Source organism: Ruegeria sp. BC5 (genome assembly GCF_056539205.1).
This window is the reverse complement of the sequence record NZ_JBQFUN010000001.1, coordinates 521,080-534,840: the sequence shown is the minus strand read 5'-3', so window position 1 is coordinate 534,840 and position 13,761 is coordinate 521,080. Positions and strand designations below refer to the sequence as shown.

Sequence of the window (13,761 nt, the reverse complement as noted above, 5' to 3'; positions counted from 1 at the left end):
GTTCCAACCATCTGTTTCGCCGATTGACATTCTGCAACGGCTCTGGCCCTTTCGGCGCAGAACACCAGACGGAGGCGGGTCATGAAATTGTCGCAGCGTATTACTCATCTGACCGGCGGCGGCAGTGACGGTTGGGACGTGTTCTATCGTGCCCGTCGAATGGTCAGCGACGGCTATGCTGTAGTCGAACTGACCATTGGTGAACATGACATCCGAACCGACCCATCGATTCTGGAAGCCATGGACCATTCGGCGCGGCAAGGCCACACCGGATACGCGATGGTGCCAGGCACGGATTTGCTGCGCGATACCGTGGCCGCCCGGCTGCAGGCGCGTACCGGAGTTCCCACGACCAGAAACAATGTTTTGATCACGCCTGGTGGGCAATCCGCCTTGTTCGCTGCCCATGTTGCGGTCTGCGATCCAGGCGATGTTGGTCTGTATCTGGATCCATATTATGCCACCTATCCCGGTACGATCCGCGGTGTCGGAGCGGAAGCGCGGGCGATTCAGACAACCGCCGAAGACGCATTTCAACCGCGTGCCGAGCAGATTGACGCGGTCGCGGATGGCGCTGTGTCCCTGCTGATCAACACACCAAACAACCCCACCGGGGTCGTCTATTCCCGTCAAACGCTTGAAGGGATCGCCAAGGTCTGTCGCAAGCGGGATCTTTGGCTGATTTCGGATGAGGTTTATGACACACAGGTTTGGGAAGGCTCACATATTTCGCCGCGCACTCTGCCGGGTATGACCGAACGTACGCTGGTGGTTGGGTCGATGTCCAAGTCGCACGCCATGACGGGTTCGCGTTGTGGATGGATTGTTGGGCCAGAGGATGTAATCGCGCATCTGATCAACCTCGCTACGCATACGACCTATGGGGTTCCCGGGTTTATTCAGGACGCTGCTAGTTTCGCCCTGAACGCAGGTAACGTGCTGGAAGATCAAATCGCTGCGCCGTTCCGCAGGCGGCGCGCACTCGCCGTGGGTATTCTGAGCACTCAGAACACTGTCGGGTTGGTTCCAGCGCAGGGGGCCATGTACCTGATGCTGGATATCCGCGCCACGGGTCTCAGCGGAGAAGCATTCGCCAACGCGCTGCTGGATACGCACGCCATTGCCGTGATGCCGGGTGAGAGTTTTGGGTCCGCCGCCGCCGGCCATATCCGTGTGGCCATGACCATTGATGACGAACGGTTCGGGTCCGCTTTGTCAAGGATTTGCGAATTTGCAACGGAAATAGCCGGTCGTCACGCCGCGGCCAGTTAACGGGTGTCAGAACCGGAATGAGGTTCGCAGGTTAAAGACATTCGAATCCAGGGCGCCATCTGATCGGGTGACATCGTCGAACTCCTGCCGCAACGCTTCGCCGCTGATGACAAAGCGGTCGCCGATGGGATAGGCCACGCCAATTCCATACACAGCAGCGGTATCGTTATCGACTGAGCTATCGACCCGCGACGCACCGATCACAACATAGCCCAAAGCCGGGCCAAAATCATAGCCGCCGCGCAGCTTCAGGCGGGTCATGCTGTCCAGGGAACCCTCGCCCTGCCCCAAGTCCAAAGACAGGCTATTGTATTCAAGCTCGCCGCCCAAAACAAAATTCCCGAAGTCGCGGTCATAGCCAATATGTGGCGCGAAGGTCAGATCATCGCCGCTGGAGCCATTCGGGCCTTCGGCATCTGCATATCCAAAGCTAAAACCTGCATAAGCCCCGGTCCAATCCTCAGCCAATACCGGGGTCGCGAGGGACACCAATGTTGTGAGACTGAGGGCCTTAAGGGCTTTCATTAATCTCTCCTAAAAACCTTTCGCCGCAGAGACGTTCGGTTAAGTCATGTTAACTCAAAAACTTGGTACATGATCATTAAATTTCAATTGAGATCACGAACCACTCTTAAATAAGTGAAGGAACTATAACAGATTTTCAGGTGCCAAAGAAAAAAACTTGAGCAGACAAAAGAAGAGTGTGACATCTTCATGAATACTTCGCTTTTAGGCGCTCAGGTCGCAAACAGAACAGATTGTGATCAGGTACATCGGGAAACTTCAGGTCAATAGGTGAGGACCTGCATGCAAAACGACGTTTGGAAGATTCGACTGGTCAGCCGCACCATTGGTGCGGATCGTGGTCGTGCGGCACGTGGGCGGCCGTCAGAGGCTTAGATCAACCCTTCTGACAGCCAATTACCCATCGGAATCCGAACCATGAACGATCAAACCCGCACCTCATCCCGCACCGGCGGTCGCGCCGCGCGTCGTGCTGCCCGTGCAACTGCCCTGCCCGAACATTTGCGCCCTGTCCGTGCAGGTATGGAAGGCGGCACTCTCAATGTGCTGACCCAAGCCCAAATCGAGCGCATACACGAAGCCGCCTTGACCGCATTGGAAACCATTGGTCTGGCGGATGCCCCGCCAAGCGGCATCGACTACCTGGTCGGCGCCGGGTGCATCCTGGGTGACGATGGCCGCATCCGGTTCCCGCGCGCGTTGGTGGAAGACACGATTGCCAAGGCCAACCGCTCGGTTACCCTGTACAGCCGCGATGGAAAGACCGACCTAGAGTTGTCGGGCACTAAGGTTCACTACGGCACCGCCGGTGCTGCCGTCAGCATGGTGGATGTACACGGGCGGGAATACCGCGACTCGACCGTTCAGGACCTGCACGATGCTGCGCGCATTTGCGAACAGCTAGAAAACATCCATTTTGTTCAGCGCCCCATGGTTTGCCGCGACATCTCGGACAATCTGGAAATGGACCTGAACACAATCTACGCCGCCTGTTCAGGCAGCTTCAAACATATCGGTACGTCCTTTACCGAACCCAGCCACGTTGCCCCTGCGGTGGAAATGCTCCACATGATCGCCGGCGGCGAGGACAAGTTTCGTGAGCGGCCCTTCGTGTCGAATTCGAACTGTTTTGTCGTGCCCCCGATGAAATTCGCGACCGAAAGTTGCGAAGTGATGGAAGAGTGCATCAAGGCCGGGATGCCGGTTCTGCTGTTGTCTGCCGGCATGGCAGGCGCGACCGCGCCTTCAACCATCGCCGGAGCAATCACGCAGGCCACTGCGGAATGTCTGGCCGGACTGGTTTACGTAAATGCCGTAAGCCCCAGCGCACCGGCAGTTTTTGGCACCTGGCCATTTGGTTTGGACCTGCGCACAGGTGCGATGTCCATCGGTTCGGGCGAACAGGCCCTGCTGACGGCCGGCTGCGCGCAAATGCATCGGTTTTATGACCTGCCGGGTGGTGCTGCGGCTGGAGCATCGGACTCGAAGCTGCCCGATATGCAGGCCGGGTGGGAGCAGATGTGTTCCAACGTCATGGCGGGCCTGTCAGGTTTGAACATGGTATACGAAGCGGCGGGCATGCATGCCTCGTTGCTGGGCTTTTGCCATGAGAGCCTGATCCTCAGTGACGACCTGATCGGTCAGGCACAGCGCTGTGTGCGTGGGATCGAAGTGACTGACGAAACCTTGGCCTTGGACCAAATCGCCGAGGTCTGCATTGGCGGGCCGGGTCACTATCTGGGCACCGATGCCACGCTCAGCCGGATGCAGGCGGACTATGTCTATCCCGTTTTCGGCGACCGCACCTCACCCAAGGAATGGGCCGAGCTTGGCAAACCCGATCTGATCGAAAAGGCGATCAAGCGGAAGGAAGAGATCTTGTCGATGCCGTCACCGGCGCGCTTTGATCCACTTCTGGATGCTGAACTTCGGACCAGATTCAATATTCACCTCTCCCAATAAGATATTGAAAAGCGGCCAGAAATCCTCTGGCCGCTTTCTTTAATGTGTTAGCCGTCGGTTGGCGGCAGCAATCCTGCTTCCTGTGCCACGGCAATCTCGGCCTCATCCAGCGCGCCGTCGCCGTTGGCATCCATTGCCGAGAAACCATCCGTGTCCACTTCAGGCAGAACCGCCTGCACCTCTTCGATGGTCAAAACGCCGTCTCCATTTGTATCTGCCGAGGATTGTGCGACGGCCAGCGTCGGCAGTCCAAAGGCAAGGGCGGAAATAGCGGCCAGAGTTTGTGGTTTCATTGTGATGCCTCCTGATTGAGTTTTTTGCATGTTTGCGTCCGGACAAGCCCTACAAACACCGCACGCCGGGCTGCTGTCACCCGCATTGCGGGACTAAGCCACTTTCGCGCCAATCTTTGCGTGTTTTTCCGAGTCGCGTCTGCGGCGAGCCGCTGGGCAAAATTCCCCCATCACGTCTCGGCGGGTCTTGCCCGATGAGGAATGCACAATCTGGCAGAACCCTGCCTAATTTCCCATTCACGGTTGAAAAAAGAAAGGGGGCCGAAGCCCCCTGTCAGTTTCGCCTTCCAGGCTCATTTCGTTGACCGCCCGGTGTTTTTTTGCCTGCGGCCTGGACTGCGCATGGGACGAGCGCACCCGCCCCGTGAAAGAGTGGGAAAGAGCAAATATTCCGCCCCACCCTGTTCCCGGCCGACACGGGCATGTCGACCGAGTGGAGCAAGACGCCTAGTGGTAAGTCTCAGGCTATGCCTTGCCCCGTATTCGTCGGGACCGAATATCCGAGGGGAAATTCAGGTCCCTACACCCCGCGTGGCGGGGCGTTTGCCTTAGCTACACCCGCTGGTCCCGCCGCAGGTGTTGCATTTCATGCAGGTGCCGTTGCGCACCAGCGTATAGTTTCCACATTCGCCGCACGGGTCTCCTTCGTAGCCCTGCATCTTGGCTTTGGTGCGAGCATCCATGCCTGTGGCAACCGCTGTTTCCGCGACCGGAGCCTCGAACGATGCGGCGGTTTCCGCCATGCCGTTCACCTCGGCCTGACCGCCGTTAAAGACGACAAGATCCTGCGGCAGACGCTTGCGCAGATACCCGGTTGAGCTGATTTGTTTCAGCACTTCCAGCGACTTAGTCGCTGCACTTTCACTGATTTCAGAGACGTTTGAGACACCCTCTTCCTCGCCCCGGCCCAGATCATCGAAGGTTGCACCTTCGGGCTTCACGTGGGCCAGATCGGTTCGGTCCAGATAAGACACGGCCAGTTCGCGGAAGATGTAATCCAGGATCGAGGTCGCATTCTTGATCGAGTCGTTGCCCTGTACCATCCCCGCCGGTTCGAACTTGGTGAAGGTAAACGCATCGACGAACTCTTCCAGCGGTACGCCATATTGCAAGCCAACCGAGACAGCGATGGCAAAGTTGTTCATCATCGCCCGGAAGCCAGCGCCTTCCTTGTGCATATCGATGAAGATCTCGCCCAACTTGCCGTCTTCGAACTCACCGGTTCGCAGATAGACCTTGTGGCCGCCCACGATCGCTTTCTGGGTATAGCCCTTGCGGCGATGTGGCAGTTTCTCGCGGTGGCTGCGGATGATTTCCTTGACCACAACCTTCTCGATCACTTTTTCGGCCAGAACGACGGCTTTCTCCTGCGCCGATCCGCTTTCAAGCACTTCAGCGGCTTCATCGTCATCCTCGACGAGCGCCGCCGCCAGAGGCTGCGACAGTTTCGAACCATCACGATACAGCGCGTTCGCCTTCACACCCAGCGACCATGACAGTTCGTATGCCTTCTGGCAGTCCTCGATGGTCGCGTCATTTGGCATGTTGATCGTCTTCGAGATCGCACCCGAGATAAAGCTCTGCGCCGCCGCCATCATGGTGATGTGGCTATCAACCCCAAGGAAACGCTTGCCTTTCTTGCCGCACGGGTTGGCGCAGTCAAAGATCGAATAGTGTTCTTCCTTCAGATGCGGCGCGCCTTCCAGCGTCATGGTTCCGCAGACATGATCGTTCGCCGCGTCGATATCCGCCTTGGTAAAGCCCAGATGGCGCAGCAGGTCGAAAGTCGGGTCATTCAGCTTGGTCGCCGGGATGCCCAGAACTCCGGTGCAGAAATCCTCGCCCAGTGTCCACTGATTGAACACGAACCGGATATCAAAGGCGCTTTCCAGCGCGGCGTCCACCTTGGCCAGCTCATTTGGGCCAAAACCGTGACCGGTCAGCGAGGTGTGGTTAATCCCCGGCGCGTTGCCGATAGTGCCGTGACCAACCGCATAACCGACGATTTCTTCGATCTGCGACGAGGAATAGCCCAGCTTTTCCAGAGCGGAAGGCACCGAACGGTTGATGATCTTGAAGTAACCGCCACCGGCCAGCTTCTTGAACTTTACCAGCGCAAAGTCAGGCTCGATCCCAGTGGTGTCGCAATCCATCACCAGACCGATGGTGCCGGTGGGCGCAATCACGGTGGCCTGCGCGTTCCGGTAGCCGTTCTTCTCACCGAGGCTCAGCGCCTCATCCCAAGCGGACATGGCCAGATCGATCAGACGCTTGTCCGGGCAGTTACCATGGTCCAGTGGCACCGGCTTTACGGCCAGTTTTTCATAACCATCGGTCACGCCTTGCGATGCACGACGGTGGTTGCGGATGACGCGCAGCATGTGTTCAGCGTTGCGCTCATACCCCTTGAAAGGTCCAAGCTCGCCTGCAATCTCGGCCGAGGTCGCATAGGCGACACCGGTCATGATCGCGGTCAGCGCGCCACAGATCGAGCGCCCCTCATCCGAGTCGTAACTGTAGCCCATATTCATCAGCAGGCCGCCGATATTGGCATATCCCAGACCCAAGGTACGGAAGTCATAGGACAATTGCGCGATTTCCTTCGACGGGAACTGCGCCATAGTCACCGAGATTTCCAGCGTCAGTGTCCACAGACGCGAAGCGTGCATATAGTCCGCCGCCTGGAATTCACCATCCTTGAGGAAGGTCAGCAGGTTCATCGACGCCAGGTTACAAGCCGTGTCATCGAGGAACATGTATTCCGAGCAAGGGTTCGAGCCGCGAATCTCTCCGTCCGCCGGGCATGTATGCCATTCGTTAACTGTGTCATGGAACTGAATGCCGGGATCGGCGCAAGCCCATGCGGCGTGGCCAACCTTTTCCCACAGATCCCGCGCCTTGACGGTCTTCGAGACTTTGCCATCGGTGCGGTTGATCAATTCCCAATCCGCGTCTTTCTCGACGGCGGTCAGGAATGCGTTGGTCACACGGATCGAGTTGTTCGAGTTTTGGCCCGACACCGAGCTATAGGCTTCCGAATCCCAATCCGTATCATAGGTTGGGAACTCAATACTGTCATGGCCCTGCTTGGCGTAATCCAGAACGCGCTTGATGTAAGTTTCTGGGATCGCAACCTTTTTGGCTTCGCGAACCGCTTTCTTCAGGCTGTCATTCTTGTTGGGATCATACGCGTCGTCCTGAGCGCCGTCCCAGCTACGGATGGCCTCGAAAATGCCGTTCAGCATCTTCTCGTGCATCTTCGATCCGGCAACGATCGAGGCCACCTTCTGCTCTTCGATCACCTTCCATTCGATGAATTTTTCGATGTCAGGGTGATCAGCATCGACGATTACCATCTTTGCTGCTCGACGGGTTGTTCCGCCTGATTTGATCGCGCCAGCGGCGCGGTCGCCGATCTTGAGAAAGCCCATGAGGCCCGAGGATTTGCCGCCACCCGACAGCGCCTCGCCTTCTGCACGCAGATGGCTGAAGTTGGTCCCGGTACCCGAGCCGTATTTGAAAAGGCGCGCCTCGCGCACCCAAAGATCCATGATGCCGCCTTCGTTCACCAAATCATCATCGACGGACTGGATGAAGCACGCGTGCGGCTGCGGATGCTCGTATGCGGATTTCGATTTGGTCAGCTTGCCGGTCTTGTAATCGACATAGTGGTGACCCTGCGCAGGGCCATCGATTCCGTAGGCCCAGTGCAGACCTGTGTTGAACCACTGCGGGCTGTTCGGCGCGGCGCGCTGAGTCGCCAGCATATAACGCATCTCGTCAAAGTAAGCGCGCGCATCCTCCTCGGTCGAGAAATAGCCGCCCTTCCAACCCCAATACGCCCAAGCGCCCGCCAAGCGGTCGAACACCTGCTTGGACGAGGTTTCGCCACCGAATTCAGCACCTTCTGCAGGAACTGAGCGCCACAGAAATTCGGGAACGTCCTTTTCCTTGACCTTTTTCAGAGCCGACGGAACGCCAGCCTTACGAAAGTACTTCTGAGCGATGACATCACTGGCGACCTGGCTCCACTTTGCGGGGATCTCGATTTCATCCAGTCGGAAAACAATGGTGCCGTCCGGGTTCCGTATCTCAGATGTCGCAGAGACAAAATCCAGTTCTGCGTATGCATCTTGCCCCGATTTGGTGAATTTCCTGTCAATCTTCATGTCCGCAGCCCTAGATTCAATCAACTTGTCCGTTCGCGTCAGATGCATTTCAGCGATCCGCACGCCATGCCTGAAAATTGGGCGCAAATGACCGGTCGCTGTCTTTAACAGCGCGAAACCGCTTATACGGTTGCACGTTTAATAGATGTGCTTTCCGACCCTCGCCCTATGCCTTACCCTGGTTATGCTACCAGATTTAGTGGCATGTCTTTCGGCCCATACAACTTGGCGTATTCGGCCATAGATCGTCAACGCCATTTTCATTCATTTTTGAAATCTTTTTTGTTGACCAAACGGTTCCAAAGGGTCCGCGGGCGTTGGATTCCGATTCCTCCACAGGTTCATCCACGGGATAAAGCACTGCACTTGAAAATCGCACAACAGGATTAACTGTTTTTATCAGCAGAGTTACCGGCATTTGATAATCTCGTTGTAAGGTGGATAGGCTGAATGAGAATCACAACACCACCGGTCGCGCGGCCAGACAGGAGGCATAACGTGCAGAATAGAAAATCGAGAGTGTCAGAGTGGATGACCGCGTTTCGATTTCTGCCCGCAATGGCCCTTATCGTGGCCTGCGCACCACAAGATATGCCCCCTCCGACCCGCAGCGCGCAGTTTGAAACATATCCCGAACGGTTGTTTGACACCTTTGAGACTCAGTGCGCTGGGCCAGGAGAAAAGTTCGAAAAAGTGGGGAATCGGGTGTTTGAGTGCCAGGAGTTTCTTCCTCCGGACACCACCGCGTTTCTGATTCTCAATTATGATGGCTACCCGCAGGACCTGCCCAAAAGCGTCATGCGCATGACGTCGACCAAGAACACTACCGGGTATCGCGTGGATGCCGAATTGTTCTTCAATGTGCCGCAAAAACAGGGCCCAGCCGTCAAAGTTCCCGTAGAGAGCAAAGCACTGGATCAAGCGTTGGGCGCGCTGTTCCAAAAGATGGGTGGTTCACTAACATAAGAGGAAGAAGTGGTCGGGGCGGCAGGATTCGAACCTACGACCCCCTGTACCCAAAACAGGTGCGCTACCAGACTGCGCCACGCCCCGGACCGTGCGCCTTCCTAACGTTGCCATTCTGATTTGAAAAGCCCTAACACGGCCAAATTGCAGGACCTTGCGAAAAAATTTCGTGCTGCATCTGTGTTCCTGGGGTGATCAGGTAACGCGCCGCCAATCCAGCGTTGATTTCCAGGACTGCATAAACCGAATCTCCGCCTTCAATCAGTGATTCATCCCCGGGAATCGCGTTCTCATGCACATGAACAACAGCGCCTGTGCGATCCAGAAAAATGATATCCAAGGGAATCAGCGTGTTTCTCATCCAAAAGGCGACTGGCTGCGGCGGATCGAACACGAACAGCATTCCAGACCGTTGCGGCAGCGACTCGCGAAACATCAATCCACGCGCCCTATCCTGCGGACTGATTGCAAGCTCGACGTTGAAACTGACCTGAGTTTTGTCGTTCCGCAGCCCGACACGATCCACCTGGCACGCAGCCAGCACGTTACCGGCCCACAGCATTGTCACACTTGCAAGAACCGTTAACAGTCTGATCATCTGGTATTATTCGTCCAGTGCAGCTTCCCAGGCCAGGACCTGAGCCGCCATACGCCCGCGTTTGCCATTAATGACGCGCATCGCCAACGCTTCGCCTGGTTGCAGATCAGCCAGACCAGATCGGCGCAGCACCTCGATATGCAGGAAAACGTCTTCGTCCCGACCAAAAACATTGGCAAAGCCAAAACCCTTGCCCTTGTCGAACCATTTCACCCGCGCCGCTTCCAAAGGAGCCTCCGCGATCACAACCGGATCAAGTTCCGCGAAATCAGCCAACATCATTGAGTCGGTGCGCGCCGGTGGGTCTACGCTGACAACCTCAACCGCCTGAACGCCGCGGTCAGTGCGATGCGTCATGATCTCGATCCCGGCGCCATCGGCGACCGAGCTTTGACCAAAGTTACGTAACACGTTCACATGCAACAGAATATCCGGGCCACCTTCGTCGGACACAACGAAACCGTACCCCTTAGCGGGGTCAAACCATTTCACGTGTCCTCGAACGCGGTACATATTGTTCAGGTCTTCCGGCACAGCATTCCTATCGCGAAAATTAATAGTTCGTTAAGGGTCCGATGTGTATGGGATTGGCTCGCAAATTCAAGCTGAAAAAATCCTTTGATTTCTTTGTGTTGCATTTCACGATACGCGAATGTCATGGATTCAACCTTTGTACATCCCATGCCGAGTCTTCCTGATCCCGGCGCCACTGAAACCTGTCGTGCAACCGGAATGCACCATCGGCCCAAAACTCAATCTCGCTCGGCACTAACCTGTACCCGCCCCAGAACGGTGGTCGCGGTGGGTTCGGCCCTAATTTCGCGGTCACCTTTGCAACTTCTGCCATCAAAGCAGCCCGGCTGCTGAGAGGCTGAGACTGTTTCGAAGCCCAAGCCCCAAGACGGCTTTTTAGCGAGCGCGACGCATAATATTCATCGGCTTGCGCCCCGCTTTCGCGGGTTATTGTACCACGAACACGGATTTGCCGCCTCAATGATTTCCAATGCATTACAAAAGCTGCTTTGCCCGCCGAATTCAATTCGGCCGCCTTGGCACTTTCGTAGTTGGTGTAAAATACAAAGGCACCGGATTCGATTTCTTTCAACAGCACCATACGCACGTTCGGCATGCCGTCAGAATCGACGGTTGCCAACGCTATTGCATTGGGATCGTTCGGTTCGCTGTCTTTGGCCTCACCCAGCCACCGCCCCGCTATTTCAAACGGATCGGAGCCGGCGAAGATGCCGTCACGCTCGGTCATTTCCATCCCCCGGAAACTATTATTGGCCACCCTAGGGCGAGAACCCGCTGCGGGCAAGAGTACGCGGCCTTGATGCAGCGCATCCAATGGCATAAACCAACGCAACAAATCGCGAAGACAGGCGGAGAACCAAACATGTCAAATCAGTTGATGGCCGGCAAACGCGGCCTCATCATGGGACTGGCCAATGATAAATCGATCGCATGGGGCATTGCCCGCGCTTTATCCGATGCCGGGGCCGAATTGGCCTTTTCCTATCAGGGCGATGCCCTAAAAAAGCGGGTCGATCCGCTGGCGGCGCAGCTGGGCAGTGAAATTGTTCTTCCCTGTGATGTGGGTGACGAGGACTCGATTGATGCTCTGTTCTCGGAATTGGAACAGAAATGGGGCAAGCTGGACTTCGTGGTTCACGCGATTGGTTTTTCCGACAAGAATGAGCTGCGTGGTCGGTACGTCGATACCAGCCGGGCGAATTTCAAGCTGACCATGGATGTTTCGGTCTACTCTTTCACCGCCGTCATGCAGCGTGCGGAAAAGATGATGTCCGAAGGCGGCAGTGCAATCACTCTGACCTATTACGGTGCCGAGCAGGTTATGCCGCACTATAACGTCATGGGTGTCGCCAAGGCCGCGCTGGAAGCATCGGTCAAATATCTGGCCGAGGATCTGGGCAAAGACGGTATCCGGGTGAACTCGATCTCGGCCGGTCCGATCAAGACGCTGGCAGCCAGCGGTATTGGTGACTTCCGCTATATCATGAAGTGGAACGAGTATAATTCGCCCCTGCGCCGCAACGTGACCATCGACGATGTCGGTAAATCAGCGCTGTATCTGCTGTCCGATCTCAGCAGTGGTGTCACGGGCGAAAATCTGCACGTAGATTCGGGGTATCACATCGTCGGTATGAAAGCCGTCGACGCCCCGGACGTTGAAAAGGGTTAACGCAATGAGCGCCAAGGACCGTCTGCCTCACGAAAAAGGCTTTCACATCAGTTGGGACCAAATCCATCGCGATTCCCGTGCTCTGGCATGGCGGCTGGATGGTCAAGGACCGGACGACGGTGCTTGGCGCGCGGTTGTTGCGATCACACGCGGTGGTATGGCCCCAGCCATGATCGCCAGCCGTGAGCTGGACATTCGCACCGTCGACACGATTAGCGTGCGGTCCTATCACCATCAGGAACAAGGCGAAGCCGAGGTGCTGAAAGCCCCTGATGCCGATCTGATGGGTGATGGTGAAGGCGTTTTGATCATCGACGATCTCGTCGACAGCGGCAAAACACTGGAACTGGTGCGTGCGATGTACCCCAAGGCGCATTTTGCCACTGTCTATGCCAAACCCAAAGGCCGCCCGATGGTGGATACGTTCATCACCGAAGTCAGCCAGGATACGTGGATCTTCTTCCCGTGGGATATGGCCCTGCAATATGTCGAGCCCTACCGCGGCACAGACTGATCTTTTCCTGAACATCTAGGATCTCGCATGACCCGGACACGCACCGCCGCCACCTTCGCCCCACCGGTGATGGAGGCGCGGCGCTGGCTGGAAGGCGCGAATTTCCCTGACGACCAGCCTTTGATCAATGTCAGCCAGGCCGCGCCGGTCGATCCGCCCCCTTTGGCCTTGCGTCAGGCCATGGCCGAATTTGCGGTGACCGAGGATCGGGCCCATCTGTATGGGCCCGTGCTGGGCAATCCGGATCTGCGCACCGAACTGGCGGTGCAAATTGGTCAGCACTATGACGTCGAGGTCGCACCGGATCAGGTCGCAATCACCTCGGGCTGCAATCAGGCATTTGCCGCCACAATCTCGGCTATCACTGACGAAGGGGATGAGGTCATCCTGCCAACCCCATGGTATTTTAATCACAAAATGTGGTTGGACATGGCCGGGGTACATGCCGTTGACCTGAAGACCGGTGATGATCTGTTACCTAATCCTGATGCCGCCCGCGCTTTGATCACCGACAAAACCCGCGCCATCGCTCTGGTGACGCCGAACAACCCGGGTGGTGTGGAATACCCGGCCGATCTGGTGCGCGCGTTCTACGAACTGGCCCGTGAAAACGGTCTGCGCTTGCTGGTCGATGAGACCTATCGCGATTTCGACAGCCGCAGCGGCCCGCCGCATGACCTGTTCGCGCAGCCCGGCTGGGACGAGACGCTGGTTCACCTCTATTCCTTTTCCAAAGCCTATCGCCTGACCGGCCACCGGGTTGGTGCCATTGCAACCGGTGCTGACCTGCTATCCGAGGTAGAAAAATTCCTTGATACGGTGGCGATCTGCCCCGGTCAGATCGGCCAATTCGCGGCCCTTTGGGGCATGCGGAACCTGTCGCAATGGGTCGCCGGAGAGCGTGACGAAATCCTCGATCGCCGCGCGGCTATCCAAGAGCAGTTGCCAAACCTGACTAACAAGGGTTGGCGTCTGTTAGGCTTGGGCGCCTATTTCGCCTATTTCGAACATCCGTTCGATATCCCCTCGGACGAACTGGCCCGCCGTCTGGTGGCGGAGGCCGGCATCCTTCTGCTGCCCGGAACGATGTTTATGCCGCCAGATGATCCCGCCGGAAAACGCCAGATGCGCATTGCATTCGCTAATCTCGACCGCGCCGGTATTCAGCAATTGTTCGAACGGTTGCAAGCCCTGTCCTTCTGAGCTTGCCCCCCGGCGGTGCGCGTCGTATTCAGGGCCGCAACCGACAGGGCAGTTCC

12 protein-coding genes and 1 tRNA gene are annotated in these 13,761 nt (G+C 56.8%); 6 read left to right on the top strand and 7 right to left on the bottom strand.

The genetic code is table 11. The features are described 5' to 3' along the window. Positions 1-81 precede the first annotated feature (81 nt). Positions 82-1,272: a pyridoxal phosphate-dependent aminotransferase gene (locus tag ACR0LY_RS02730; RefSeq protein WP_170348811.1), complete on the top strand. Its 1,191-nt coding sequence runs from the start codon at positions 82-84 to the stop codon at positions 1,270-1,272. 6 nt (positions 1,273-1,278) lie between these two features. On the opposite strand, the gene ACR0LY_RS02725 is transcribed toward ACR0LY_RS02730, so the two are convergent. Next, complete coding sequence (locus ACR0LY_RS02725) at positions 1,279-1,797, bottom strand: outer membrane protein (protein ID WP_170348812.1); 519 nt, start codon at positions 1,795-1,797, stop codon at positions 1,279-1,281. A 417-nt stretch (positions 1,798-2,214) separates the two neighbouring features. Between ACR0LY_RS02725 and ACR0LY_RS02720 the strand changes: the two genes are divergently transcribed. Beyond that, a complete protein-coding gene (locus tag ACR0LY_RS02720) occupies positions 2,215-3,759 on the top strand; it encodes a trimethylamine methyltransferase family protein (protein WP_170348813.1) in 1,545 nt (514 codons plus the stop codon). 47 nt (positions 3,760-3,806) lie between these two features. Here the strand turns inward: ACR0LY_RS02720 and ACR0LY_RS02715 are convergent, their stop codons facing one another. Both ACR0LY_RS02715 and ACR0LY_RS02710 read right to left on the bottom strand, forming a co-directional pair. Next, entirely contained in the window at positions 3,807-4,052 is a 246-nt protein-coding gene (locus tag ACR0LY_RS02715; RefSeq protein WP_170348814.1) for an EF-hand domain-containing protein, read from the bottom strand. A gap of 548 nt (positions 4,053-4,600) precedes the next feature. Next, a complete protein-coding gene (locus ACR0LY_RS02710) occupies positions 4,601-8,221 on the bottom strand; it encodes a vitamin B12-dependent ribonucleotide reductase (RefSeq protein WP_170348815.1) in 3,621 nt (1,206 codons plus the stop codon). 531 nt (positions 8,222-8,752) lie between these two features. On the opposite strand from ACR0LY_RS02710, the gene ACR0LY_RS02705 reads away from it, so the two are divergent. Next, positions 8,753-9,187: a hypothetical protein gene (locus tag ACR0LY_RS02705; protein WP_170349409.1), complete on the top strand. Its 435-nt coding sequence runs from the start codon at positions 8,753-8,755 to the stop codon at positions 9,185-9,187. A gap of 10 nt (positions 9,188-9,197) precedes the next feature. On the opposite strand, the gene ACR0LY_RS02700 is transcribed toward ACR0LY_RS02705, so the two are convergent. The 4 genes from ACR0LY_RS02700 to pdxH all read right to left on the bottom strand — a co-directional run bounded on the left by ACR0LY_RS02700 (position 9,198) and on the right by pdxH (position 11,046). After that, a tRNA-Pro gene (locus ACR0LY_RS02700) sits at positions 9,198-9,274 on the bottom strand. 43 nt (positions 9,275-9,317) lie between these two features. Then, entirely contained in the window at positions 9,318-9,785 is a 468-nt protein-coding gene (locus ACR0LY_RS02695; protein WP_170348816.1) for a DUF192 domain-containing protein, read from the bottom strand. 6 nt (positions 9,786-9,791) lie between these two features. Further along, entirely contained in the window at positions 9,792-10,298 is a 507-nt protein-coding gene (locus tag ACR0LY_RS02690) for a cold-shock protein (protein ID WP_174818762.1), read from the bottom strand. A 142-nt stretch (positions 10,299-10,440) separates the two neighbouring features. Then, positions 10,441-11,046, bottom strand: a complete 606-nt coding sequence (gene pdxH, locus ACR0LY_RS02685) for a pyridoxamine 5'-phosphate oxidase (RefSeq protein WP_170348818.1) — start codon at positions 11,044-11,046, stop codon at positions 10,441-10,443. A gap of 135 nt (positions 11,047-11,181) precedes the next feature. Here pdxH and fabI point away from each other — a divergent pair, with 135 nt between their 5' ends. The 3 genes from fabI to ACR0LY_RS02670 are packed head-to-tail and all read left to right on the top strand — an operon-like array spanning position 11,182 to position 13,705. Beyond that, complete coding sequence (gene fabI / locus ACR0LY_RS02680) at positions 11,182-11,988, top strand: enoyl-ACP reductase FabI (RefSeq protein WP_170348819.1); 807 nt, start codon at positions 11,182-11,184, stop codon at positions 11,986-11,988. Positions 11,989-11,992: 4 nt separating this feature from the next. Continuing rightward, positions 11,993-12,502 carry a xanthine phosphoribosyltransferase gene (gene gpt / locus ACR0LY_RS02675; RefSeq protein ID WP_170348820.1) on the top strand — a complete coding sequence of 170 codons (510 nt, stop codon included), beginning with the start codon at positions 11,993-11,995 and terminating at the stop codon, positions 12,500-12,502. Between the two features lie 27 nt (positions 12,503-12,529). Continuing rightward, complete coding sequence (locus ACR0LY_RS02670) at positions 12,530-13,705, top strand: aminotransferase (RefSeq protein ID WP_170348821.1); 1,176 nt, start codon at positions 12,530-12,532, stop codon at positions 13,703-13,705. The last annotated feature ends 56 nt before the right edge of the window (positions 13,706-13,761 follow it).

Coding starts and splice junctions, on each gene's coding strand:
- gpt (WP_170348820.1), top strand. CDS start 11,993: ATGAGCGCCAAGGACCGTCTGCCTCACGAAAAAGGCTTTCACATCAGT.
- ACR0LY_RS02720 (WP_170348813.1), top strand. CDS start 2,215: ATGAACGATCAAACCCGCACCTCATCCCGCACCGGCGGTCGCGCCGCG.
- ACR0LY_RS02695 (WP_170348816.1), bottom strand. CDS start 9,785: ATGATCAGACTGTTAACGGTTCTTGCAAGTGTGACAATGCTGTGGGCC.
- pdxH (WP_170348818.1), bottom strand. CDS start 11,046: ATGACCGAGCGTGACGGCATCTTCGCCGGCTCCGATCCGTTTGAAATA.
- ACR0LY_RS02710 (WP_170348815.1), bottom strand. CDS start 8,221: ATGAAGATTGACAGGAAATTCACCAAATCGGGGCAAGATGCATACGCA.
- fabI (WP_170348819.1), top strand. CDS start 11,182: ATGTCAAATCAGTTGATGGCCGGCAAACGCGGCCTCATCATGGGACTG.
- ACR0LY_RS02730 (WP_170348811.1), top strand. CDS start 82: ATGAAATTGTCGCAGCGTATTACTCATCTGACCGGCGGCGGCAGTGAC.
- ACR0LY_RS02705 (WP_170349409.1), top strand. CDS start 8,753: ATGACCGCGTTTCGATTTCTGCCCGCAATGGCCCTTATCGTGGCCTGC.
- ACR0LY_RS02670 (WP_170348821.1), top strand. CDS start 12,530: ATGACCCGGACACGCACCGCCGCCACCTTCGCCCCACCGGTGATGGAG.
- ACR0LY_RS02690 (WP_174818762.1), bottom strand. CDS start 10,298: ATGTACCGCGTTCGAGGACACGTGAAATGGTTTGACCCCGCTAAGGGG.
- ACR0LY_RS02725 (WP_170348812.1), bottom strand. CDS start 1,797: ATGAAAGCCCTTAAGGCCCTCAGTCTCACAACATTGGTGTCCCTCGCG.
- ACR0LY_RS02715 (WP_170348814.1), bottom strand. CDS start 4,052: ATGAAACCACAAACTCTGGCCGCTATTTCCGCCCTTGCCTTTGGACTG.